At 69.0% G+C, this 22,503-nt stretch carries 18 protein-coding genes and 2 tRNA genes; 3 read left to right on the top strand and 17 right to left on the bottom strand.

What is annotated here, in order from left to right:
- Nucleotides 1–7: 7 nt before the first annotated feature.
- The 10 genes from ACWCQS_RS09615 to ACWCQS_RS09570 all read right to left on the bottom strand — a co-directional run bounded on the left by ACWCQS_RS09615 (nt 8) and on the right by ACWCQS_RS09570 (nt 13,460).
- On the bottom strand, nt 8–1,504 hold the full coding sequence (locus ACWCQS_RS09615) for a CYTH and CHAD domain-containing protein (protein ID WP_451003910.1): 1,497 nt from the start codon (nt 1,502–1,504) through the stop codon (nt 8–10).
- A gap of 125 nt (nt 1,505–1,629) precedes the next feature.
- A complete protein-coding gene (rodA, locus tag ACWCQS_RS09610; protein ID WP_451003909.1) occupies nt 1,630–2,826 on the bottom strand; it encodes a rod shape-determining protein RodA in 1,197 nt (398 codons plus the stop codon).
- Entirely contained in the window at nt 2,823–5,081 is a 2,259-nt protein-coding gene (mrdA, locus tag ACWCQS_RS09605) for a penicillin-binding protein 2 (RefSeq protein ID WP_451003908.1), read from the bottom strand. Before mrdA ends, rodA begins: the two co-directional genes overlap by 4 nt.
- Nucleotides 5,082–5,248: 167 nt before the next feature.
- Nucleotides 5,249–5,926: a rod shape-determining protein MreD gene (mreD, locus tag ACWCQS_RS09600; RefSeq protein WP_451003907.1), complete on the bottom strand. Its 678-nt coding sequence runs from the start codon at nt 5,924–5,926 to the stop codon at nt 5,249–5,251.
- Between the two features lie 15 nt (nt 5,927–5,941).
- Nucleotides 5,942–6,877 carry a rod shape-determining protein MreC gene (gene mreC, locus ACWCQS_RS09595; RefSeq protein ID WP_451003906.1) on the bottom strand — a complete coding sequence of 312 codons (936 nt, stop codon included), beginning with the start codon at nt 6,875–6,877 and terminating at the stop codon, nt 5,942–5,944.
- A gap of 177 nt (nt 6,878–7,054) precedes the next feature.
- The gene (locus tag ACWCQS_RS09590) at nt 7,055–8,074 is read right to left on the bottom strand and encodes a rod shape-determining protein (RefSeq protein WP_020940056.1); all 1,020 of its coding nucleotides are present in this window, start codon (nt 8,072–8,074) and stop codon (nt 7,055–7,057) included.
- Between the two features lie 314 nt (nt 8,075–8,388).
- Nucleotides 8,389–8,802, bottom strand: coding sequence for a nucleoside-diphosphate kinase (gene ndk / locus ACWCQS_RS09585; RefSeq protein ID WP_451003905.1), 414 nt, complete (start codon nt 8,800–8,802; stop codon nt 8,389–8,391).
- 67 nt (nt 8,803–8,869) lie between these two features.
- Complete coding sequence (locus tag ACWCQS_RS09580; RefSeq protein WP_450985861.1) at nt 8,870–9,232, bottom strand: DUF4233 domain-containing protein; 363 nt, start codon at nt 9,230–9,232, stop codon at nt 8,870–8,872.
- A 9-nt stretch (nt 9,233–9,241) separates the two neighbouring features.
- The gene (gene folC, locus ACWCQS_RS09575; RefSeq protein WP_451003904.1) at nt 9,242–10,753 is read right to left on the bottom strand and encodes a bifunctional tetrahydrofolate synthase/dihydrofolate synthase; all 1,512 of its coding nucleotides are present in this window, start codon (nt 10,751–10,753) and stop codon (nt 9,242–9,244) included.
- 82 nt (nt 10,754–10,835) lie between these two features.
- On the bottom strand, nt 10,836–13,460 hold the full coding sequence (locus ACWCQS_RS09570; RefSeq protein ID WP_451003903.1) for a valine--tRNA ligase: 2,625 nt from the start codon (nt 13,458–13,460) through the stop codon (nt 10,836–10,838).
- A 137-nt stretch (nt 13,461–13,597) separates the two neighbouring features.
- Between ACWCQS_RS09570 and ACWCQS_RS09565 the strand changes: the two genes are divergently transcribed.
- Nucleotides 13,598–14,596, top strand: a complete 999-nt coding sequence (locus ACWCQS_RS09565; protein WP_451003902.1) for a hypothetical protein — start codon at nt 13,598–13,600, stop codon at nt 14,594–14,596.
- 72 nt (nt 14,597–14,668) lie between these two features.
- Here the strand turns inward: ACWCQS_RS09565 and clpX are convergent, their stop codons facing one another.
- The 5 genes from clpX to ACWCQS_RS09540 form a co-directional block, all read right to left on the bottom strand.
- Nucleotides 14,669–15,955 carry an ATP-dependent Clp protease ATP-binding subunit ClpX gene (clpX, locus tag ACWCQS_RS09560; RefSeq protein ID WP_225100891.1) on the bottom strand — a complete coding sequence of 429 codons (1,287 nt, stop codon included), beginning with the start codon at nt 15,953–15,955 and terminating at the stop codon, nt 14,669–14,671.
- 170 nt (nt 15,956–16,125) lie between these two features.
- On the bottom strand, nt 16,126–16,791 hold the full coding sequence (locus tag ACWCQS_RS09555) for an ATP-dependent Clp protease proteolytic subunit (protein WP_059249543.1): 666 nt from the start codon (nt 16,789–16,791) through the stop codon (nt 16,126–16,128).
- A 67-nt stretch (nt 16,792–16,858) separates the two neighbouring features.
- Nucleotides 16,859–17,464 (bottom strand): ATP-dependent Clp protease proteolytic subunit, encoded by a 606-nt coding sequence (locus tag ACWCQS_RS09550; protein WP_450985905.1) that lies wholly within the window; start codon nt 17,462–17,464, stop codon nt 16,859–16,861.
- Between the two features lie 323 nt (nt 17,465–17,787).
- Nucleotides 17,788–19,164: a trigger factor gene (tig, locus tag ACWCQS_RS09545; RefSeq protein ID WP_451003901.1), complete on the bottom strand. Its 1,377-nt coding sequence runs from the start codon at nt 19,162–19,164 to the stop codon at nt 17,788–17,790.
- 191 nt (nt 19,165–19,355) lie between these two features.
- Nucleotides 19,356–19,432: transfer RNA gene (locus tag ACWCQS_RS09540), tRNA-Pro, on the bottom strand.
- Between the two features lie 159 nt (nt 19,433–19,591).
- Between ACWCQS_RS09540 and ACWCQS_RS09535 the strand changes: the two genes are divergently transcribed.
- A tRNA-Gly gene (locus ACWCQS_RS09535) sits at nt 19,592–19,665 on the top strand.
- Between the two features lie 524 nt (nt 19,666–20,189).
- Here ACWCQS_RS09535 and ACWCQS_RS09530 read toward each other — a convergent pair.
- Nucleotides 20,190–20,384: a hypothetical protein gene (locus tag ACWCQS_RS09530; RefSeq protein WP_451003900.1), complete on the bottom strand. Its 195-nt coding sequence runs from the start codon at nt 20,382–20,384 to the stop codon at nt 20,190–20,192.
- A gap of 524 nt (nt 20,385–20,908) precedes the next feature.
- Between ACWCQS_RS09530 and ACWCQS_RS09525 the strand changes: the two genes are divergently transcribed.
- On the top strand, nt 20,909–22,039 hold the full coding sequence (locus ACWCQS_RS09525) for an acyltransferase family protein (RefSeq protein WP_451003932.1): 1,131 nt from the start codon (nt 20,909–20,911) through the stop codon (nt 22,037–22,039).
- Here the strand turns inward: ACWCQS_RS09525 and ACWCQS_RS09520 are convergent.
- Nucleotides 22,036–22,494, bottom strand: coding sequence for an HD domain-containing protein (locus ACWCQS_RS09520; RefSeq protein WP_451003899.1), 459 nt, complete (start codon nt 22,492–22,494; stop codon nt 22,036–22,038). The genes ACWCQS_RS09525 and ACWCQS_RS09520 overlap by 4 nt on opposite strands.
- Nucleotides 22,495–22,503: the final 9 nt, after the last annotated feature.

The following is a 22,503-nucleotide window of genomic DNA, read 5'->3' as shown; positions in this document are numbered from 1 at the left end:
CGAACGCTCAGCCGGCCGCCCCGGACCTGATCTCCTTCCACAGCACGGGCAGCTCCGCCTCCGCCTGTGCCGCCCGTGCCTCCTCGCGGCCGTACAGCACCCCGTAGGTGAAGGTGCCCTCCCCCGCCGCATGGGCCACCGCGGACAGCTCGCGCAGGGTCAGCCGGGTCATGACGCTGTCCTGGTGGTCGCCGAGGAGGGTGGTCAGGGACTTCATGGCCTTGGTGAGGGAGCGGGCCGGTTTGCCGAGGGCCGGGCCGGCCGCCTCGGCCGCGTACCGGGTGCGCTTGGCCTTCTTGCGGGCCTCGTGCACGGCGACGTCGCGTTCCTTGCCGGGCGGGACGTCGATGGCCTGCTCGACCAGGGCGGACAGGGTCGCGAGGTCCTTGTCCATGGCCTTGGCGAGCACCTTCTCCGGCTTTTTCCCGGCGGCCTTGCGCAGCGGCGGGTCGGTGAGGAGTGCGTCCAGGGTGTCCAGCAGGGTCAGATAGCGGCGGGAGTCCAGGACGCCGGTCAGATGGGCCTGTGCGCCGCCGCCGCGGGCCTCGGCCCAGGAGGCGAGGCGTTCGGGGACCGGGCCGAGGACCAGGTCGGGCGGGAGGGCGTCCAGGGCGGCTGTCAGGCGTTCGGCCATCACCTCCTGGTCGCGGTCCACGCCCAGCTCCCCCGCGAGCCACTTCAGCTCAACCGCGATGGGGTCGGTGACGGCGCGGTCGAGGAGGGAGCGGAAGCTGCGCAGGGTGCTGCGGGCGCGGCGGGTGGCGACCCGCATGCGGTGCACGGAGTCGGGCACGTCACGGCGGACGGCGGGGTCGAGCTCGACCAGTACGTCCCGCTGGGCACGCAGATAGGCGAGCACATGGTCGCCGGCCGTCACCGGCGGCGCGGGCTTGCCCGTCCGGCGCTTTCCCCCTGTCAGCTCCAGGGCCCGGGCGAGCTTCGACGGCGACTTGGAGGGCCGGACGCCCGCCCTGCGCAGCCGTTTCTCCACCAGGTCCAGGAAGGCGGGGTCCCCGTCGTCGGCCAGTTCCACCTCGATCTCGGTCCACTGGGCGGACCCGCCCTTCTTCGCGAGCCGCTCGGCGGTCACGGCGTCGATGCTCGCCTCGGCCAGCAGGGTGCCGTCGGCGTCGACCAGGTGACGCACATCCCGGGCGGAGCGCAGCCGGACCAGCGGGACCAGCTCGGCGTCCCGGACCCGGGAGCGGACCAGGGCGGCGATCTCCTCCGGGACGGTGTCGGAGAGCGGGGCCCGGATCTCGTCCCGGACGCCGGGTTCGACCGGGAACTTCAGATGCCAGCCGGCGTCCGAGCCTCCGGTGCGGCGGCGCAGGGTGAGGGCCGCGGCGGCCAGGCGCTCGTCGGCGGTGTCGTAGTAGGTGGCGTCGAGCTCCACCAGGCCCTTGTCCAGGACGGCCGCCACTCCGCCGACGCCGGTCAGGTCGGGCAGCCCGCTGTCGTCGGACAAGTACTTGCGCTCGATCTCGCGTTTCGCATCCGCCATGGATCGAATCTAGTTGTCCGCGGGGTCGTGCGGCAGGGGCAGCCTCGGGTGAATGGCCGGAAAACTCCCGTCACCCACCCGGTGAACAGCGCGCCCGCGTGGCCCCCGCCCGATCGCCGGAGGCCCTACGCCGACATGGGTCTTTGGACCTTGATCGACTGCAACAGCCCCACGGCCACCCAGACCGCGAACATCGACGAGCCGCCGTACGACACGAACGGCAGCGGGAGACCGGTGACCGGCATGATGCCGAGGGTCATGCCGATGTTCTCGAAGGACTGGAAGGCGAACCAGGCGACGATCCCCGCGGCCACTATCGTCCCGTACAGCTCGGTGGAGTCGCGGGCGATGCGGCAGGCCCGCCACAGCACCACGCCGAGCAGGAAGATGATGAGGCCGGCACCGAGGAAGCCCAGTTCCTCCCCCGCGACCGTGAAGACGAAGTCCGTCTGCTGCTCGGGCACGAACTGGCCGGTGGTCTGCGAGCCGTGGAAGAGACCGGCCCCGGTCAGGCCGCCGGAGCCGATGGCGATGCGGGCCTGGTTGGTGTTGTAGCCGACGCCCGCCGGGTCCAGGTCCGGGTTGGCGAACGCGGCGAAGCGGTTGATCTGGTACTGGTCCAGGACGTGCAGCTGCCAGATGGCGACACAGCCGATCACGCCCAGGATGAGCAGGCCGAAGATCCAGCGGTTGGAGGCGCCAGAGGCGAGCAGCACGCCCAGGATGATGGCCACCATGGCGAGCACCGAGCCGAGGTCGGGCATCAGCAGCAGGATCAGGCACGGTACGGCCGCGAGGCCGAGGGACTGCGCCACGGTCCGGTGGTCGGGGTACAGCTTGTCGCCCGCGTCCACCCGGGCAGCGAGCATCATCGCCATGCCCAGGATGATCGCCACTTTGAGGAACTCGGCGGGCTGGAGCGAGAAGCCGCCGATCACGAGCCAGTTGCGCTGGCCGTTGATGGTGGCGCCGAGCGGGGTCAGGACCACCAGGGCCAGCAGGACCGACAGGCCGTAGAGGATCGGCACGGCGTTGCGCAGGGCGCGGTGGCCCAGCCAGAGCGTGCCGATCATCAGGGCGAACCCGATGCCGAGGTTCATCAGGTGCCGTTCCAGGAAGAAGTACGGGTCGCCCTGGTTGATCTCGGTGCGGTTGCGGGTCGCCGAGAACACCAGCGCGGACCCGATCAGGGACAGCGCGACGGCGGCCAGCAGTATCGGCCAGTCGAGCCTGCGGGCCAGCGAGTCACGGGCGAAGATCCTGGTCCAGCCGGCCCGCTCGGGGCCGTACCCGGAGACGGAGAAGCCGTTCGCGCCGGTCATGAGAGCATCCTCCGGCTTCCCCGCCTGGGGATCCTGCGTGGTCGCCTGCGGGTGTTGCGGTTGCCCGCGGTGGGCGAGGGCGAGGTGGCGGGCTGCTGGTCGCTGCCGTTGCTGGGGTTGTTCTGCTGGGAGGCCTCGGCGTCCTTCGCCGGGTCGCCGTTGATCTTCGGGGCGTCGATCGTGCCGTCGGTGCGGACCTTCGGCAGGCCCTTCTGCGGCTGGGGCAGCAGCGCCTTCTTGTTGTCGATGGAGCCGTCGCCCTGGACGCCGTACAGCGCGCTGTAGATATTGCGCACGGCCTCGCCGGAGGAACCGGAACCCGTACCGGCCTGGGAGATCGTCATGATCACCGAGTAGTCCTTGGAGTACGTGGCCAGCCAGCCGGTGGTCTGCTTGCCGTAGACCTCGGCGGTACCGGTCTTGCCGTGCAGCGGGATCTTGTCCTGCGGCCAGCCGTTGAACTTCCACGCGGCCGTACCGCGGGTGATGACGCCCGCGAAGGCGTCGTCCATACCCTTGAGGGTGGCCTGGCTGACCGGCAGCTTGCGCTGCACCTTGGGCTTGATCTCCTGGACGCTCTTGCCGTCGGCGCTGATGATCGCCTTGCCGATGGTCGGGGCGTACTCGGTGCCGCCGTTGGCGACGGCGCCGTAGATCATGGCCTCCTGGATCGGCGTGACGAGCGTGTCGCCCTGGCCGATGGAGTAGTTGATCTCGTCACCCTCGCGCATCTTGTTGCCTTCGAGGCAGTTCTCGTAGGCGATCCTCTCGACGTAGGAGCCGTCCTTCTTGCCGGACTTGCACCAGGCGTCCTTGTTGGCCTTCCAGTAGTCGAGCTTCCACTGGCGGTCGGGGACGCGGCCGGTGACCTCGTTGGGCAGGTCGATGCCGGTCTCCTTGCCGAGGCCGAACTGGTGGGCCGTCTTGAAGAACCAGTCCTTCGGCTGGCCCTTCTTGGGGTTGATACCGCCGTCCTTCTTCCACTCGTTGTCGCCGAGGCCGTAGAAGACGGTGTCGCAGGAGACCTCCAGGGCGCGGCCCAGGGAGATGTCGCCGAAGTTCTCGCCCTCGAAGTTCTTGAAGACCTGTCCGCCGACCGAGTAGGAGCTGGTGCAGGGGTAGTTGCCGTCCCAGGCGTAGCCGGCCTGGACCGCGGCGGCCGTGGAAACCACCTTGAACGTCGAACCGGGGGCCGCCTGACCCTGGATGGCCCGATTCAGCAGCGGGTAGTCGGAGTCCTTGCCGGTGAGGGCCTTGTAGTCCTTGGCGGAGATGCCGCCCACCCAGACGTTCGGGTCGTAGGTCGGGGCCGAGGCCATCGCGACGATCCGGCCGGTCCTGGCCTCCATGACGACGACGGCGCCGGAGTCGGCCTTGAAGTTCTCGCCGGTGTTCTTGTCGAACTGCTGGCGGGCGGCCTTCATCGCCTTGTCCAGTTCGTACTCCGCGACGCGCTGGACCCGGGAGTCGATGCTGGTGACCAGGTTCGAGCCGGGCTCGGCGGCGTCCGACTTGGCCTTGCCGATGACGCGGCCGAGGTTGTCCACCTCGTAACGGGTGACGCCGGCCTTGCCGCGCAGTTCCTTGTCGTACTCCCGCTCCAGGCCGGAGCGGCCGACCATGTCGGAGCGCAGATAGGGCGAGTCGGTGTCCTTGGCCTTCTGGATCTCGGCGTCGGTGACGGGCGAGAGATAGCCGAGGACCTGCGCGGTGTTGGCGTTGCCCGGGCCCGGATAGCGGCGCACGGCCTCGGGCTCGGCGGTGATACCGGGGAAGTCCTCGGCGCGCTCACGGATCTGCAGGGCCTGCTTGGGCGTCGCCTTGTCGGTGATCGGGATCGGCTGGTACGGCGAGCCGTTCCAGCACGGCTTCGGGGTCTTGGCGTCGCACAGCCGGACCTTCTGGATGACCTCCTCGGGCTTCACGCCGAGGACACCGGCCAGCTTGGTGAGGACCGCCTTGCCGTCGTCCTTCTGCTTGAGCAGGTCGGTGCGGGAGGCGGAGACGACCAGGCGGGTCTCGTTGTCCGCGAGGGGCACCCCGCGGGCGTCCAGGATGTCGCCGCGCACGGCGGGGTCGACGACCTGCTGGACGTGGTTGCCGGACGCCTCCTTCTGGTACTGGGCGCCCTCACGGATCTGCAGGTACCACAGTCGGCCGCCGAGCGTGCCGAGCAGGGAGAGGACGAGGATCTGGATCACGACGAGCCGGATCTGGACCCGCGGGGTCCGACCGGTCTCGGGGATGTTGGTCACTGCGGCTGTCTCCCCCTCTCAGTGCGCGGGCGTCTGTGCGAACGGTGCGGGTGTGCGCACCGGCTGCGCGCGTACGAATGATGAACGACCAGCCTGTGAACCCGCGTTCCACGAAAGCTGACCCGTTCGGGTGAACTCCGTGGAGTCCCCGGCCGCCTGACTCGCTCTCACAGCCGCTTGACCCCCTTGATCCGGCCGACCCGCGTGGAGCGGGTGCGGGCCTTGGCCTTCAGCGCGCCGAGGCCGCCACGCTGGCTGCCGATGCGCAGGCCGGTGCCGGAGGAGAGCCAGCCGGTGGAGATGTCGCCGGCCTTGGCGGCCGGGCCGCTCTCGGTCAGCGGGTCGTTGTCGGCGCGGCGGGCCAGCCACATGACCCCGGGGACCACGAACGGGGCGAGCAGCAGGTCGTACAGGGCCGCCGAGAACAGCAGCCCGGGCAGGCCGACATGGCGGGCGGCCGTGTCGCCGACGAGCGCGCCGACGCCCGCGTACAGCAGCGTGGAGCCGATGGCGGCGGCGACCACGACGGCCATCGGGCCGGTCGCCGACTTCAGCCGGCCGTTCTCCGGCCTGATGAGCCCGGCGAAGTAGCCGGTGACGCAGAGCACGAGGGCGTAGCGGCCGGCCGCGTGGTCGGCGGGCGGGGCCAGGTCGGCGAGCAGGCCGGCGCCGAAGCCGACGAGGGCGCCACCCACATGGCCGTACACCATGGCGAGGCCGAGGACGGTGAGCAGCAGCAGGTCGGGGACGGCGCCCGGCAGATGCAGGCGGGCGAGGACGCTCACCTGGACCACCAGGGCCACGACGACCAGCGCGCTGGAGAGCAGGATCCGGTTGAGGCGCATGGGAAGAGTCAGCTCCTACTGCTGCTGGCCGGTCGAGTCGTTCGCGTTGGCCGACGGGGTCACCGTCACGGTCACCGTCGGGACCGGCTTGGGCTTGGCCGGCAGGACCTCGTCGCGCGGGTCCTTCTTCGGTGTCTGGACGACCACTCCGACGATGTCGAGCTTGGTGAAGCCGACGTACGGGGTGACATAGATCGTGCGGGTGAGGCCGCCGTTGGAGGGCTCGACGCGGGAGACCACGCCGACCGGCACACCGGGCACGAACGGGCGGTCGGCCTCCGAGCCGAAGGTGACGAGGCGGTCGCCCTTCTTCACCTCCGCCTTTCCGTTGAGCAGTTCCACGCGCAGCGGGCGGTCGCCCTGCCCGGAGGCGAAGCCGAGTTCGTCGCTGCCCTCCATGCGGGTGCCGACGGTGAAGTCGGGGTCGTTGGCGAGCAGCACGGTGGAGGTGTCCGGGCCGACGGTGGTGACACGGCCGACCAGGCCGTCGCCGTTGAGGACGGTCATGTCGCGCTTGATGCCGTCGTTGGCGCCGGCGTCGATGGTGATGGTCCAGGAGAAGCCCTGGGCCGCTCCTATGGCGATGACCTGGGCGCCCTTGATGCCGTACTGGCCCTCGCCGGCGATCTTCAGCATCTTGTCGAGCTGGTTCAGCCGGCTGCGGTTGCGGTCGTCGCTGCCGAGTTTCGCCTTGAGGGCCGCGTTCTCCTTCTCCAGCCGGGCGAGCCGGTCGTGCCGGCCGCCGGAGGCGCGGATCGCGGATACGGCGTTGCCGACCGGATCGACCGCGGAGGACAGGCCGTTCTCGACAGGGCCGAACACCGCGGCCGCGGCCTGCCGGGCGCCGTCGACCGGGGAGTTCCGGCCTCCGCGGATATCCACCGTGATCAGCGCGAACGCGATGGCGATCAGCAGGACCAGGAGCAGCCGGCTCTCTTTCGTGTCCCTCACGTGCGGCGGCCGTGCCCTTCCTCAATAGGAATTCGGGAGCCCCTTGGCGGGCGTGTCACGCGACGGGATACGCGAAACGCAAACCCGAGGGGCCCATTTGTGGGAGCTTATGCCTCTATATCAACGATCCGCCGCACGAGAGGAGAACGTCTCGTACGGCGGAATCGAAGAGTTACGTCATCTGCGCGGCTGGGCGTCCAGGACCTGCTGCAGCGCCTCGAACTCCTCGACGCACTTGCCGGAACCGAGCGCCACGCTGTCCAGCGGGTCCTCGGCGATGTGGATCGGCATGCCGGTCTCCCGGCGCAGCCGCTCGTCGAGCCCGCGCAGCAGGGCTCCGCCGCCGGTCAGAACGATTCCTCGGTCCATGATGTCGCCGGACAGCTCCGGCGGGCACTTGTCGAGGGTCGTCTTGACCGCGTCCACGATGGCGTTGACCGGCTCCTCGATCGCCTTGCGGACCTCGGCGGCCGAGATGACCACGGTCTTGGGCAGCCCGGACACCAGGTCCCGGCCGCGGACTTCGGTGTGCTCGTCGGAGTCGAGGTCGTACGCCGAACCGATCGTGATCTTGATCTGCTCGGCCGTGCGCTCACCCAGCAGAAGGCTGTACTCCTTCTTGATGTACTGGATGATCGCGTTGTCCAGCTCGTCGCCCGCGACCCGGATGGACTGGGCGGTGACGATGCCACCGAGCGAGATGACCGCGACCTCCGTGGTACCGCCGCCGATGTCCACCACCATGTTGCCCGTGGCCTCGTGGACCGGCAGGCCGGAGCCGATGGCCGCGGCCATGGGCTCCTCGATGATGTGCACCTGGCGCGCACCCGCCTGGGAGGACGCCTCGATCACGGCGCGGCGCTCGACGCCCGTGATGCCCGAGGGCACACAGACGACGACCCGCGGGCGGGCGAGATACCGCCGCTTGTGGATCTTCAGGATGAAGTAGCGGAGCATTCGCTCGGTGATCTCGAAGTCGGCGATCACGCCGTCCTTCAGCGGGCGGACGGCGACGATGTTGCCCGGCGTCCGGCCGATCATCTTCTTCGCTTCGGCACCGACCGCGAGGATCCCACCCGTGTTGGTGTTGATCGCGACGACGGACGGCTCGTTGAGTACGATTCCGCGACCCCTGACGTACACCAGCGTGTTGGCGGTCCCGAGGTCGACAGCCATGTCACGGCCGATGAACGACATTGAGTTCCCCATCCGGATTCATCTGGCCTTCCCGAGCTTTTGAGGGCATATCAGGTCGGCGAGGCGGGTGCGGTGACGCGAAGGCTTCCATCGTAAACGCGCCTTCGCGAACACTGCGCGAGGGTCTCCGCCATTGTCACCATGTGGCGGCCCGCCCCGCTTGTGGAGACGCTCCATCGGTGGCACGCGTTCCCCCGAACGGCAAGGCATATGCCAAGGGACGGCCGGAAATGTACGGCCGCCCCTGGTCAGGCGCCACCGGACAGAGCTGACGCCCACTCAGAAAAATTACCGAAAACTCAAACGGCCGCGACTCACGCCCGGCCCGGGAAGAAGATCTTCACCTCGCGCTCGGCGGACTCCTCGGAGTCGGAGGCGTGGATCAGGTTCTCGCGGACGATCACACCGAAGTCACCGCGAATGGAACCGGGCGCCGCGGCGATCGGGTCGGTCGGGCCGGCGAGCGCGCGCACGCCCTCGATGACCCGCTCGCCCTCGACGATCAGCACCACGACCGGGCCGGAGGACATGAAATCGACCAGCGGCTCGTAGAACGGCTTGCCGACGTGCTCGGCGTAGTGCTGCTCCAGCGTGGCACGGTCCAGGGTGCGCAGCTCCAGCGCGGTGATCTGCCAGCCGGCCTTGCGCTCGATGCGGCTGATGATCTCGCCGGTCAGGCCGCGACGGACGGCGTCGGGCTTGAGGAGGACGAGGGTGCGCTGGCTCACGGGGGGACTCCTTCTGACGGTCGTCTGCGGTGGTGGGACGAGGTTACAGGGCGTGTCGGGCCGCCCGTCACACAGCGTCAGGTGTGGAGGAACCGGACTCCGCCTGGGCGGCGAATCTGGCCTTCGCCTCGTCGACCTTTCTGCCGAAGTGCACCGACGCCCACCACAGCGCCGCGAACACCGCACCCATGAAGTACATGGTCGGGACGAAGACGCCGGAGGCGATCAGCGCGAGCTGCAGGGCCCAGCCGAGAGCCACCCCGCCGGGCCGGGTCACCATGCCGCACAGCAGCACACACAGCAGCATGGCGATGCCGCTGACCAGCCACACCGTGGAGACGGACAGACCGGGGTCCTTCATGGCGACGAGCCCGGCGAACCCGATGATGAAGAACTCGCCGATCAGGGTCGACGCACAGAGCGTACGCATCTACGGTCCTCAGCCCTTCCCCAGCAGCAGCCGGGCCTCGCCGACAGTGATCACGGAGCCGGTGACCAGCACGCCGCCGCCGGCGAACTCGCCCTCCTCCTCGGCCAGCGTGATCGCGGCCTCCAGAGCGTCCGGCAGCCGCGGCTCGACCTGCACCCGCTCCTCGCCGAACACCTCGACGGCGATCGCGGCCAGCTCGTCCGCGTCCATCGCCCGATGGCTGGAGTTCTGCGTGACGACGACCTCGGCGAAGATCGGCTCGAAGGCCTCCAGCAGACCCCGCACGTTCTTGTCGCCGCTCGCACCCACCACGCCGATCAGCCGGCTGAAGTCGAACGCCTCCTGCACCGCCTCCGCGGTCACCCGGGCGCCCGCCGGGTTGTGCGCCGCGTCCAGCACGACCGTCGGGGAGCGCCGTACGACCTCCAGGCGGCCCGGCGAGGACACCGCCGCGAAGGCCTTGCGGACGGTGTCGATGTCCAGCGGCTCGGCGCGCTGCGCGCCGACGCCGAAGAACGCCTCCACGGCGGCCAGGGCGACGGCCGCATTGTGCGCCTGGTGGGCGCCGTGCAGCGGCAGGTACACCTCGCCGTACTCACCGCCTAGGCCGCGCAGCGTCATCAGCTGCCCGCCGACGGCCACCTGCCGGGCGACGACCCCGAACTCCAGGCCCTCCCGGGCCACGGTGGCGTCCACCTCGACGGCCTTCTTCAGCAGCACCTGCGCCGCGTCCACCGGCTGCTGGGCCAGGATCACGGTCGCGTCCTGCTTGATGATCCCGCCCTTCTCACCGGCGATCTCCGCCGGCGTCTCGCCGAGGCGGTCGGTGTGGTCCAGGTCTATGGGGGTGATCACGGCGACGTCACCGTCGATGACGTTGGTGGCGTCCCAGGAGCCGCCCATGCCGACCTCGACGACGGCGACGTCCACCGGGGCGTCCGCGAAGGCGGCGTACGCCATGCCGGTGAGGACCTCGAAGAACGACAGCCGGTACTCCTGCTGCGCGTCCACCATCTCCACGTACGGCTTGATGTCGTGGTACGTCTCGATGAACCGCTCGGCGGAGATCGGGGCGCCGTCCAGGCTGATGCGCTCGGTGATCGACTGCACATGGGGGCTGGTGTAGCGGCCGGTGCGCAACTCGAAGGCGCCGAGCAGGGACTCGATCATGCGGGCGGTGGAGGTCTTGCCGTTGGTGCCCGTGATGTGGATCGAGGGGTACGACCGCTGGGGCTCGCCGAGGACGTCCATCAGCGCGGAGATACGGCTGACCGAGGGCTCCAGCTTGGTCTCGCCCCAGCGGGTGGCCAGCTCGGCCTCGACCTCGCGCAGGGCCTTGTCGACCTCCGGGTCCTCGGGCCGCGCGGGTACGTCTGTGTACGGCTGCCCGCCCTGGGTGCGCAGGGTGCGGCTGCCCGCCTCGATCACGGCGAGGTCGGGGTCGCGGGTGGTTTCGGCCTCGATGATCTCGTCGAAGCTGTCGAGGGGGTCGGGCTGATCGGTGCCGTTCGGGTCGCTCACGGTGCCAGTCTACGGAGCGGCACTGACATAGGTGGGCGAAGGCCCCCGGAACTGTGCAGTTCCGGGGGCCTTCGTCGACGTGCTACGCCTGCGGCAGCTTGTCCAGCTGGGCGGTGATGCGGGCGATGTCCTCGTCCGCCTTGGCCAGGCGGGTGCGGATCTTGTCCACCACGTGGTCCGGGGCCTTGGCCAGGAAGGCCTCGTTGCCGAGCTTGGCGTTCGCCTGGGCCTTCTCCTTCTCGGCCGCCGCGAGGTCCTTCGCGAGGCGCTTGCGCTCGGCGGCCACGTCGATCGTGCCGGAGAGGTCGAGCGCGACCTCGGCGCCGGAGATCGGGAGGGTCGCCGTCGCCGTGAAGGAGTCGCCCTCCGGCTGCAGGCGCAGCAGCTGGCGGATGGCGGCCTCGTGCGGGGCGAGGGCCGTACCGTCGAGCGTCAGGCGGGCCGGGACGCGCTGGCCCGGCTGCAGGCCCTGGTCGGCGCGGAAGCGGCGGACCTCGGTGATGACCGACTGGAGGGTCTCGATCTCCCGCTCGGCGGATGCGTCACGGAAGCCACTGTCCTTCGGCCAGTCCGCGATGACGACCGACTCGCCGCCGGTGAGGGTCGTCCACAGGGTCTCCGTGACGAAGGGGACGACCGGGTGCAGCAGCTTGAGGGTGACGTCCAGGACCTCGCCCAGGACCCGCTTGGAGACCTCGGCCGGCTCGCCGCCCGCCTGGAAGACCGTCTTGGACAGCTCGACGTACCAGTCGAAGACCTCGTCCCACGCGAAGTGGAAGAGGGCGTCCGACAGCTTGGCGAACTGGAAGTCGTCGTAGTGGGCGTCGACTTCGGCCACGACCGAGTTCAGGCGGGAGAGGATCCAGCGGTCGGTCGCCGACATCTTCGCCGGGTCCGGCAGCGGGCCCTCCACCGTCGCGCCGTTCATCAGGGCGAAACGGGTGGCGTTCCAGATCTTGTTGGCGAAGTTGCGGGAGCCCTGGACCCAGTCCTCGCCGATCGGGACGTCGACGCCGGGGTTGGCGCCACGGGCCAGGGTGAAGCGGAGCGCGTCGCTGCCGTACTTGTCCATCCAGTCCAGCGGGTTGACCGCGTTGCCGAAGGACTTCGACATCTTCTTGCCGAACTGGTCGCGGACCATGCCGTGCAGGGCGATGGTGTGGAACGGCGGGGTGCCGTCCATCGCGTACAGACCGAACATCATCATCCGGGCGACCCAGAAGAAGAGGATGTCGTAGCCGGTGACCAGGACGGAGTTCGGGTAGAACTTCGCGAGCGACTCGGTCTGTTCGGGCCAGCCGAGGGTGGAGAACGGCCACAGGCCGGAGGAGAACCAGGTGTCGAGGACGTCGGTGTCCTGGTGCCAGCCCTCGCCGGTCGGCGGCTCCTCGTCCGGGCCGACGCAGACGACTTCACCCTCCGGGCCGTACCAGACGGGGATCCGGTGGCCCCACCACAACTGGCGCGAGATGCACCAGTCGTGGAGGTTGTCGACCCAGTCGAAGTACCGCTTCTCCATCTCCTGCGGGTGGATCTTGACGCGGCCGTCCCGGACGGCGTCGCCGGCGGCCTTCGCCAGCGGGCCGACCTTGACCCACCACTGCATCGACAGGCGCGGCTCGATGGTGGTCTTGCAGCGCGAGCAGTGGCCGACGGAGTGGACGTACGGCCGCTTCTCGGCGACGATCCGGCCCTCGGCGCGCAGCGCGGCGACGATGGCCGAGCGGGCCTCCAGGCGGTCCATGCCCTGGAAGGGGCCGTGGACGGTGATGACGGCGTGCTCGTCCATCATCGTGATGGCCGGCAGGTTGTGTCGCTGGCCGATCTCGAAGTCGTTCGGGTCGTGGGCCGGGGTGACCTTGACGGCGCCGGTGCCGAACTCGGGGTCGACGTGGGTGTCGGCGACGACCGGGATGGAACGGTCGGTCAGCGGGAGCCTGATGAGCTTGCCGACGAGGTGCCGGTAGCGCTCGTCGTCGGGGTGGACGGCGACGGCGGTGTCACCGAGCATCGTCTCGGCACGGGTGGTGGCGACGACGACGGTGTCGTCCCCGTCGCCGTACTTCAGCGAGACCAGCTCGCCGTCGTCGTCCTGGTACTCGACCTCGATGTCCGAGATGGCCGTCAGACAGCGCGGGCACCAGTTGATGATGCGCTCGGCGCGGTAGATCAGCTCGTCGTCGTAGAGGCGCTTGAAGATGGTCTGGACGGCCTGGGACAGGCCCTCGTCCATGGTGAACCGCTCACGCGACCAGGCGACGCCGTCGCCGAGGCGGCGCATCTGGCCGCTGATCTGGCCGCCGGACTCGGCCTTCCACTGCCAGACGCGCTCGACGAAGGCCTCACGGCCGAGGTCGTGCCGGGACTTGCCCTCCTTGCCGAGCTCGCGCTCGACGACGTTCTGCGTGGCGATACCGGCGTGGTCCATGCCGGGCTGCCACAGCGTCTCGTAGCCCTGCATGCGCTTGCGCCGGGTCAGCGCGTCGATGAGGGTGTGCTCGAAGGCGTGGCCCAGGTGCAGGCTGCCCGTGACGTTCGGTGGCGGGATGACGATGGTGTACGGCGGCTTGTCGCTCTTGGCGTCCGCCTCGAAGTAACCGCGCTCTACCCAGCGCTCGTACAGCGGGCCCTCTACATCGGCCGGCGCGTACTGGGTCGGCAGTTCGGAGTCGGGCGCGGGTGGCTGCTGCTGAGCGTTCTCGGTCACGGGGGTCAGTTTAGAGGTGTCACGGGGTGGTCCCGAAACGCGTTTGTTGTGTAACGGTGCGGCCCCCGGTGCCGTGCGTTTCCTGTGCCTGGTCCAGGATGTCAGGAACACATAAGCATCTGGAGGGGAACCCAGAGATGAGCAACAACCAGCCGGGCCCGTACGGCGGGCCGCCCCAGCAGCCGGGTCCGTACGGCCAGCCGGGGCAGCCTGGTCCGTACGGCCAGCCCGGGCCCTACGGCCAGCCGGGCCCGTACGGCCAGCAGCCGCAGGCCCCGCAGCCCGGCTACGGCTACCCCCAGCAGGCACCTCCGGCCGTCCCGCCGCAGCCGGGGTACGGCTACCCGCAGCAGGGCGGCGTGCCGCAGCAGCCGAACCCGTACGGCCAGCAGCCGGGTCCCTACGGCCAGCAGCCCTACGGCATGCCGCAGCCCCCGGCCCCGGCGGGTGGCAAGAAGAAGACGGGCCTGATCATCGGCGCGGTGGCCGTGGTGGCGGCCGTGGCGGTGGGCGCGGCCTTCGCGCTCGGCGGCGGGAGCGGCGGCAGCGTCGCGGACGACGGTCCGCACAAGCTGATCACGCCCGCGACGGTGATCAACGGGACCTACAAGAAGTCGGACCAGGGGTCCGGTGACGAGGTCACCGCGTCCGACCTGAAGGACTTCGAGAAGGCCGGCGTCAAGAACCCGACGGGCGTCAACGGCACGTACCAGAACGGCAAGGGCCTCACCGCGAAGGGCCTCTCCTTCAGCGGTGTGTACGGCACGATCGACAACCCTGAGGCCGTCATCGACGCCGCGTTCGCCAAGGCCAAGGCCTCGTCCGAGAAGGACCAGAGCAGCTCCGACCTGAAGGGCAAGCTCATCGGCAGCCCTCAGCAGGTCAACCCGTCGGGCTTCTCCAACGGCATCATGAAGTGCCAGGTGATCCAGCTCGACAACACCAGTTCCTCGGCGTCCTCCAGCGAGACGGCGAAGTCGGTCAAGGTGCCGGTCTGCATCTGGGCCGACCACAGCACTGTCGCCCGCGTGTCGAGCTTCAGCGTCGCCATGCTGGCCTCCGGTGACGGCGGCACGATCGACGACACCGCGGAGCTGGGGGCCAAGCTGCGCAACGATGTGCGCGTGAAGATGTGACGTAGCCTGGGGAAATGAGTGATGCCCGGCACCTCACAGGTGCCGGGCATCACTTCTGCGTTTGGTACGGCGCTACGCCGACTTCTGCTCCCCAGACCCCCGCCCCCGCGCATCCCGCGGAATCAGGGTCGGGTTGACGTTGGAGAGGACCACGTCGGCCGTGATGACCACGCGGGCCACGTCCTTTCGGGACGGGACCTCGTACATGACGCCCTGGAGGACTTCCTCCATGATGGCGCGCAGGCCCCGGGCGCCGGTCTGGCGGAGGATGGCCTGGTCGGCGATGGCCTCCAGGGCCTCGCGCTCGAAGTCCAGCTCCACGCCGTCGAGTTCGAAGAGGCGCTGGTACTGCTTGACCAGGGCGTTGCGGGGTTCTACCAGGATCTTGAGGAGCGCCTCGCGGTCGAGGTTGTGGACGCTCGTGATGACCGGGAGGCGGCCGATGAACTCGGGAATCATGCCGAACTTGACCAGGTCCTCCGGCATGACGTCCTCGAAGACGTCCTTGGACTCCAGCTCGCGCTTGGAGAGGATCGTGGCGCCGAAGCCGATGCCCTTGGCACCCGCGCGGGCCTCGATGATCTTCTCCAGGCCGGCGAAGGCACCGCCCACGATGAACAGGACGTTCGTCGTGTCGATCTGGATGAACTCCTGGTGGGGGTGCTTGCGGCCGCCCTGGGGCGGGACCGAGGCCGTGGTGCCCTCCAGGATCTTCAGGAGGGCCTGCTGGACGCCTTCGCCGGATACGTCGCGGGTGATCGACGGGTTCTCGCTCTTGCGGGCCACCTTGTCGATCTCGTCGATGTAGATGATCCCGGTCTCGGCCTTCTTGACGTCGTAGTCCGCCGCCTGGATCAGCTTCAGGAGGATGTTCTCGACGTCCTCGCCGACGTAGCCGGCCTCCGTGAGCGCGGTGGCGTCGGCGATCGCGAACGGCACGTTGAGCATGCGCGCCAGGGTCTGCGCGAGGAGGGTCTTGCCGGAGCCCGTGGGGCCCAGCAGCAGGATGTTGGACTTCGCCAGCTCGATGGCGTCGTCACGGCCGCTCGCGCCGCCGTTCTCGCCCGCCTGGACCCGCTTGTAGTGGTTGTACACCGCGACGGAGAGGGCCTTCTTCGCGGCCTCCTGGCCGACGACGTACCCCTCCAGGAACTCGTAGATCTCGCGGGGCTTGGGCAGTTCCTCCCAGCGCACCTCGCTGGTCTCCGCGAGCTCCTCCTCGATGATCTCGTTGCAGAGATCGATGCACTCGTCGCAGATGTACACACCGGGCCCTGCGATGAGCTTCTTGACCTGCTTCTGGCTCTTGCCGCAGAACGAGCACTTGAGCAGATCGCCGCCGTCACCGATGCGTGCCACGGTGTGCTTCCCCTTCGCCTGGGAGACGCCCGGACACTTTCGAGTCCAGCGGCTCCTGGTGCTGCCTTATGTCGACGGTACCTTGCCGGGCCCCGTGTTCGGGCCCCCCTTGGCAGGGTTCACTTTGACGTGCACCGTGCCAAGAGGGGCAAAGAGTATGCCGCGCCGCGTCAGCGGACGGCGGCGTTGTTCAGCTTGCGGGTGGAGATGATCTGGTCGACGAGGCCGTACTCCAGCGCCTCCTCGGCCGTGAGGATCTTGTCGCGCTCGATGTCCTCACGGACCTGTTCGATCGGCCGGTTCGAGTGCTTGGCCAGCATGTTCTCCAGCTGCTCACGCATCCGGGTGAACTCGTTGGCGATGATCTCCAGGTCGGAGAGCTGACCGCGGCCGGTGGAGCCCGCCGGCTGGTGGATCAGGACGCGCGAGTTCGGCAGCGCCATGCGCTTGCCGGGGGTGCCGGCGGCGAGCAGGATGGCCGCGGCGGAGGCCGCCTGGCCCATGCAGACCGTCTGGATGTCGGGCTTCACGAACTGCATCGTGTCGTAGATCGCCGTGAGGGCGGTCATGTCGCCCCCGGGGCTGTTGATGTAGATCGAGATGTCCCGGTCCGGGTCCATCGACTCCAGGCACAGCAGCTGCGCCATGACGTCGTTGGCGGAGGCGTCGTCGATCTGGACGCCCAGGAAGATCACGCGCTCCTCGAAGAGCTTCGCGTACGGGTCGTACTCGCGGATGCCCTGGGAGGTGCGCTCGACGAAGCGCGGGATGACGTAGCGGCTGTCGGGGCGGGGCCCTTCGTACATGCCGCTGGCGGCGCCGGGGAAGTTGCTCATGGGGTTCACCGTCCTGGTGGCGTTCGGGGGGCTGGTGTCTTCGCGGTGCGTGGCGTGGCCGGGCCGGTCAGGCACCGGTGCCGCCGCCTCCCGGAACACCCGAGGCGTGCGTGATGATCTCGTCAATGAGACCGTACTCCTTGGCCTCCTCCGGGGTGAACCAGCGGTCGCGGTCGCCGTCGCGGATGATGGTCTCGACCGTCTGGCCGGAGTGCAGCGCGGTCAGCTCGGACATGCGCTTCTTGGTGCGCATCAGGTACTCGGCCTGGATCTTGATGTCCGAGACCGTACCGCCGAGGCCGGCGGAGCCCTGGTGCATCATGATGTCCGCGTGCGGCAGGGCGAAGCGCTTGCCGGCGGTGCCGCCGGTGAGCAGGAACTGGCCCATGGAGGCCGCCATGCCCATCGCGATCGTGACCACGTCGTTCGGGATGTACTGCATGGTGTCGTAGATCGCCATGCCGGCCGTCACCGAGCCGCCGGGGCTGTTGATGTAGAGGTAGACGTCCTTCTCCGGGTCGGCGGCGAGGAGCAGCAGCTGCGCGGTGATCTTGTTGGCGATGTCGTCGTCAACCTGCTGGCCGAGGAAGATGATCCGCTCGTTGAGCAGCCGGTTGTAGACCTGGTCGCCGAGGCCACCACCGATGGAAGGCTCGCCGGCGGCGGAGGGCATCAGATTCGTCACGTATCCACCTGCTCGTCTTACGACGGCGCCGGGCCGTCTCATTGTTCTGCCTTTCATGGACCCTAACGCGAGGGTCCCTTCGGGGAATCCCGGGAATGCGGGTGTTCGCCGGGGGCGTAGCGCTCCGCTGGGGGGCGGTGCGGTTCGTGGGGGGGGGGTGGCGCGGGGGATCGTCGGGCCGCGGGTGCGTGGGGGTTGTTCGCGCAGTTCCACGCGCCCCTTCAGGGGGCTGCTCCCCCGCATACGGCACAGGCCCCCGGGAGACACTCCCGGGGGCCTGTGTACGCGCTTCAGAGGCGCCGTAGGGCCGGTCAGCCCTCGGTGGTCTCCTCGGAGGTCTCCGACGCCTCAGCGGCCTCGGTCTCCTCCTCCTCGTCCTCGTCGTCCAGGTCGACGATCTCGCCGTTGGTGTCCTTCACCGTGGCGGCCTCGACCACGACGGCCAGGGCCTTGCCGCGGGCGACCTCGCCGACCAGGAGCGGCACCTGGCCGCCCTCGACGACGGCCTGGGCGAACTGGTCGGGGGACATGCCGGAGGACGCCGCACGCCGCATGAGGTGCTCGGTGAGCTCCTCCTGGTTGACGTTGAGCTGCTCCTTCTTGACCAGCTCGTCCAGGACGAACTGGGTCTTGATGCCCTTGACCGCGGCCTCGTGGGTCTCGGCGTCGAACTCCTCGGCGGTCTTGCCCTGGATCTCCAGGTACTTGTCGAGGGTCAGGCCCATCTGGGCGAGCTGGTGGTGCTCCAGGTTGTGCTTGCGGGTGTTGATCTCGTCCTCGAGCAGCTTCTCGGGGACGGGGACCTCGACCAGCTCGAGGAGCTTCTCCAGGACGCGCTCCTGGGCCTGGGTGGCCTGGTCGAACTGCTTCATGTTCGCGAGGCGCTTGCGGCTGTCGGCCTTGAGCTCGTCGAGGGTGTCGAACTCGGAGGCGAGCTGCGCGAAGTCGTCGTCCAGCTCGGGCAGTTCACGGGCGGCGACCTGGGTGACCTTGACGGTGACCTCGGCCTCCTTGCCCGCGGCGGAGCCGCCCTTCAGCTCGGAGGTGAAGGTGGCCTCGCCACCGGCCTCCAGGCCCTTCACGGCGTCGTCGATGCCGTCCAGCAGCTCACCGGAGCCGATGGTGTAGGAGACGCCGTTGGCGATGCCGTCCTCCAGCACCTCGCCGTCGACCTTGGCCTCCAGGTCGATGGTGACGACGTCGCCGTCCTCGGCGGCGCGCTCGACCGGGGAGGTGGAGGCGAAGCGCTCGCGCAGCTGCTCGACCGACTTCTCCACGTCCTCGTCGGTGACCTCGACGGCGTCGACCTCGACCTCGATGCCGGAGTAGTCCGGGATCTCGAGGGCCGGGCGGATGTCGACCTCGGCGGTGAAGTTCAGCGTCTCGCCGTCCTTCAGCTCCGTGATGTCGACCTCGGGCTGGCCGAGCGGGCTGAGCTCGGCCTCGTTGACCGCCTCGGTGTAGAACTTCGGAAGCGCGTCGTTGACGGCCTCCTCCAGCACGGCGCCACGACCGAACCGCTGGTCGATGACCCGGGCGGGGATCTTGCCCTTGCGGAAGCCCTTCACCGTGACCTGCTGGTTGATCTTCTTGTACGCCGCGTCGAGGCTGTCCTTGAGCTCCTCGAAGGGCACCTCGACAGTGAGCCGAACCCGGGTCGGGTTCAGGGTCTCCACGGCGCTCTTCACGGTTCGGTCTCCTTGTGGCTGACTTCTTGGTTTCTGCCGGAGCCAGACAGGTCCGGCGGATTCGCCGCCCGGAGGAGTTCGTAGGCCGAGTGGGCCGGGACACACGGGCGCGCAGCTTGCATAGTAACCGCAGCCGGTCAGCGCCCCAAAAGGCGATCATCACGACCGTTGTGAACAGGTGCGTGAGCAGGTGGTCGGGGTGGCGGGATTTGAACCCACGGCCTTCCGCTCCCAAAGCGGACGCGCTACCAAGCTGCGCCACACCCCGTCTGGTGCGACACGTAGGGTACATGCCCCGGCCGGTTACGTCGGCCGCATTCTCCGAGGCGGCGCGCGCGAGGCTCCGGGGATCAACTCGTTGGCCTCGACGGCCGGCGACCCGCTACGATGCCTCCAGTGCCGCGGTCACCGACCTGCGGCTCGCTTTGCGGGCGTAGCTCAATGGTAGAGCCCTAGTCTTCCAAACTAGCTACGCGGGTTCGATTCCCGTCGCCCGCTCCACATGGCTCAGGGCCAGGTCAGAGGTTCTTTCCTCCGCCTGGCTCTGATCGTTTCCGGAGGCCGGGGCCCGCCGACGGCGGGTGAACGGAGATCGTTGACGCGCACGGCGCTGTGGCACGCGGCCGACAGCCGCGGTCATGGCCGGAGCAGGCCTGATCGGGGGTGGGGGCAGCCGTGGTCCTGCTGACGCGCTGGACTCGGACGCGCCTGATCGAGGGGCGACCGCCCGTCCGGCTGGAGCGTCGAGCGGCGACCGCCAGTCCGACTGGAGCAGAGGAGGCCGCGGAGGGCCGTGCCCCTCGCCCGGTCCATGTCACCTCAGCCGGTCCATGTCACCTCAGCCGGTCCATGTCAGGTCAGCCGTCCGTGTCACGCCACCCGGTCCGTGTCACGCCACCCGGCCCCCGCCACGTCACCCGGTCCGTGTCACGCCACCCGGCCCCCGCCACGTCACCCGGTCCGTGTCACGCCACCCGGCCCCGTGCGTCCCCCTGTGTGACGCGGGTCCGCCGGCCCCGGTCCGATCAGAACTTGATCGAGTTGATGGAGTCCGCTATCGAGTTCAGGAAGCGGTCGATGGACGGGGCCATGCCGGTCGAGGCGAGGAAGAAGCCGAAGAGGACCGCGACGATCGCGGGTCCGGCCTTGAGGTTCCCCCCTCTCAGGAGCACCACAAGGATGATCGCCAACAGCAGCACCACAGACAGTGAAATGGCCACAACTGATCACACCCTCGGTCGGTCCGCTCTCCCGGCCCGGAGGTACGGCCCGCGCACCCCCGCCAGAACCATCGTGCCACCAACCGGGCCCGCCCATGCCGCCCGTGACACAACGTCGGACACCCGACGGAGCACCGGCCGACGCGGGCGACCCGCCGCAGAGTAATTCGACCGGGCCACACGCACATGACTCCCCCGGGAATTACGCGACTTCGTTTCCGCCTCCACACATCCTGTGCGCAGGTAATTCGAATTGACGACACAGAGGCGTCGTATGCCCCATTTAGTGGGGATGAATCGGGACATCAAGGGTGAACGAACGGCCCCCCTGTGGGCACCATCACGTAGACAGGGATGGCAAGTTCGGTAAATAGGCGGGTATCCGGAGGTGTTAACCAGGAATCGCTGCGGGGGTTTTACGAAATCCCACAGACGACGCTAGGGTGCCTGAGATGTTTGACGCCGCCTCCTCCTCCGGCCAGAACCGCAGGCCGCTCCCCCCGGCAATCTCGCCGGCGGACGGAGTGCCCGGTCCCCGTACCCCGCTGAGTGTGCAGGCGCGGCAGACGAAGGCGGACAGACCCGGCAAAGATCACGGCGGCAAGCAGCGCGACGCGTTCTTCGACAACGCCAAGTACCTGGCGATCGTGCTCGTCGCGATGGGTCACTCGTGGGAGCCACTGAAGGGCGACAGCCGGATCCTGGAGAGCTTGTACACGGTCGTGTACTGCTTCCACATGCCGGCGTTCATCATCATCTCCGGCTTCTTCTCGCGCGGTTTCGACATGCGCCCGGACCGGCTGAAGCGGCTGATCACCGGTGTCGTGGTGCCGTACGTCGTCTTCGAGACGGCGTACCCGACGTTCAAGAACCTGGTCACGGGCTCGCACGAGGAGATCAGCCTCCTCGATCCCTGGTATCTGACCTGGTTCCTGGTCGCGCTGTTCATCTGGCGGCTGACGACGCCGATCTGGAAGCTGGTGCGCTCGCCGTTCGCGGTCGCCCTGGGCATCGCCATGCTGGCGTCCGTCACCCCGAACATCGGTGACGACCTCGATCTGCAGCGCGTCCTGCAGTTCCTGCCGTACTTCGTGCTCGGTCTGTGCATGAAGCCCGAGCACTTCCAGCTGGTGCGCCGCCGTTGGCTGCGGATCGCCGCGGTGCCGGTGTTCGCCGCCGCGCTGGCCGTCGGCTGGTGGGCGGTGCCGCGCATGAACACAGCGTGGTTCTACCACCGGGACTCCGCGCAGGAGCTGGGCGCGCCCTGGTGGTGCGGCCCGGTGATGACGCTCGCGCTGATGGGCTGCTCGCTGCTGCTGACGGCCTGCTTCTTCGCCTGGGTGCCGCGCCGGAAGACGTGGTTCACGGCGCTCGGCGCGGGCACCCTGTACGGCTATCTGCTGCACGGCTTCCTGGTGAAGTTCGCCGACTACCGCGGCTGGTTCGACCACCCCTGGCTGCACCGTCCGCTCGGCGAGATCCTGGTGACCCTCGCCTTCGGCGCCGCCGTCACGCTGCTGTGCACCAGGCCCGTACAGCGCGTCTTCCGGTTCGCGATGGAGCCGAAGATGGAGTGGGCGTTCAAGCAGGACGCGGCGGAACTCGCCCGTGAGCGGCAGCGCAAGGAACGTGAGCGCGAGAAGGCCGGCGCCTAGGACCCCGACCGCTCCCGCAGACCGAGAAGCGCGCGCATCCGGGCGTACTTCTCGGTCAGTCGTCTCCGGGTCGGCTCGTCCAGGGCCGCCAGCCGCTCCGGGTCGGCGTTGTGCGCCAGGTCGGCCTCCTTGACCAGCAGTGCTCCGTCCGTGGCGAGGATCCGCCCCGCGTACGCCTCCGGCCCCTCGCCCGGCCGCTTGGTGAGGGCGTCCACGATGGCCTTGGTACGTGCGCTCAGGGCCGCCTGTTCGAGCCACTGACGGGTGAGCGCGTCGTCCTCGACGGAGTCGTGCAGCCAGGCCGCCGCGATCTGTTCGGCGTCCCCGCCCCGGGCGCGCACACCGGCGGCGACGGCGGCGAGGTGTTCGGCGTACGGCCGTCCCGCCTTGTCGGTCTGGCCCTCGTGGGCGCTGCGGGCGACGGCCTCGACCTCGGCGAGCGTGAGCTGTGTCATCGGCCCAGT

This window comes from Streptomyces sp. NPDC002076 (assembly GCF_053593835.1).
This window is presented reverse-complemented; position numbering and strand designations above follow the sequence as displayed.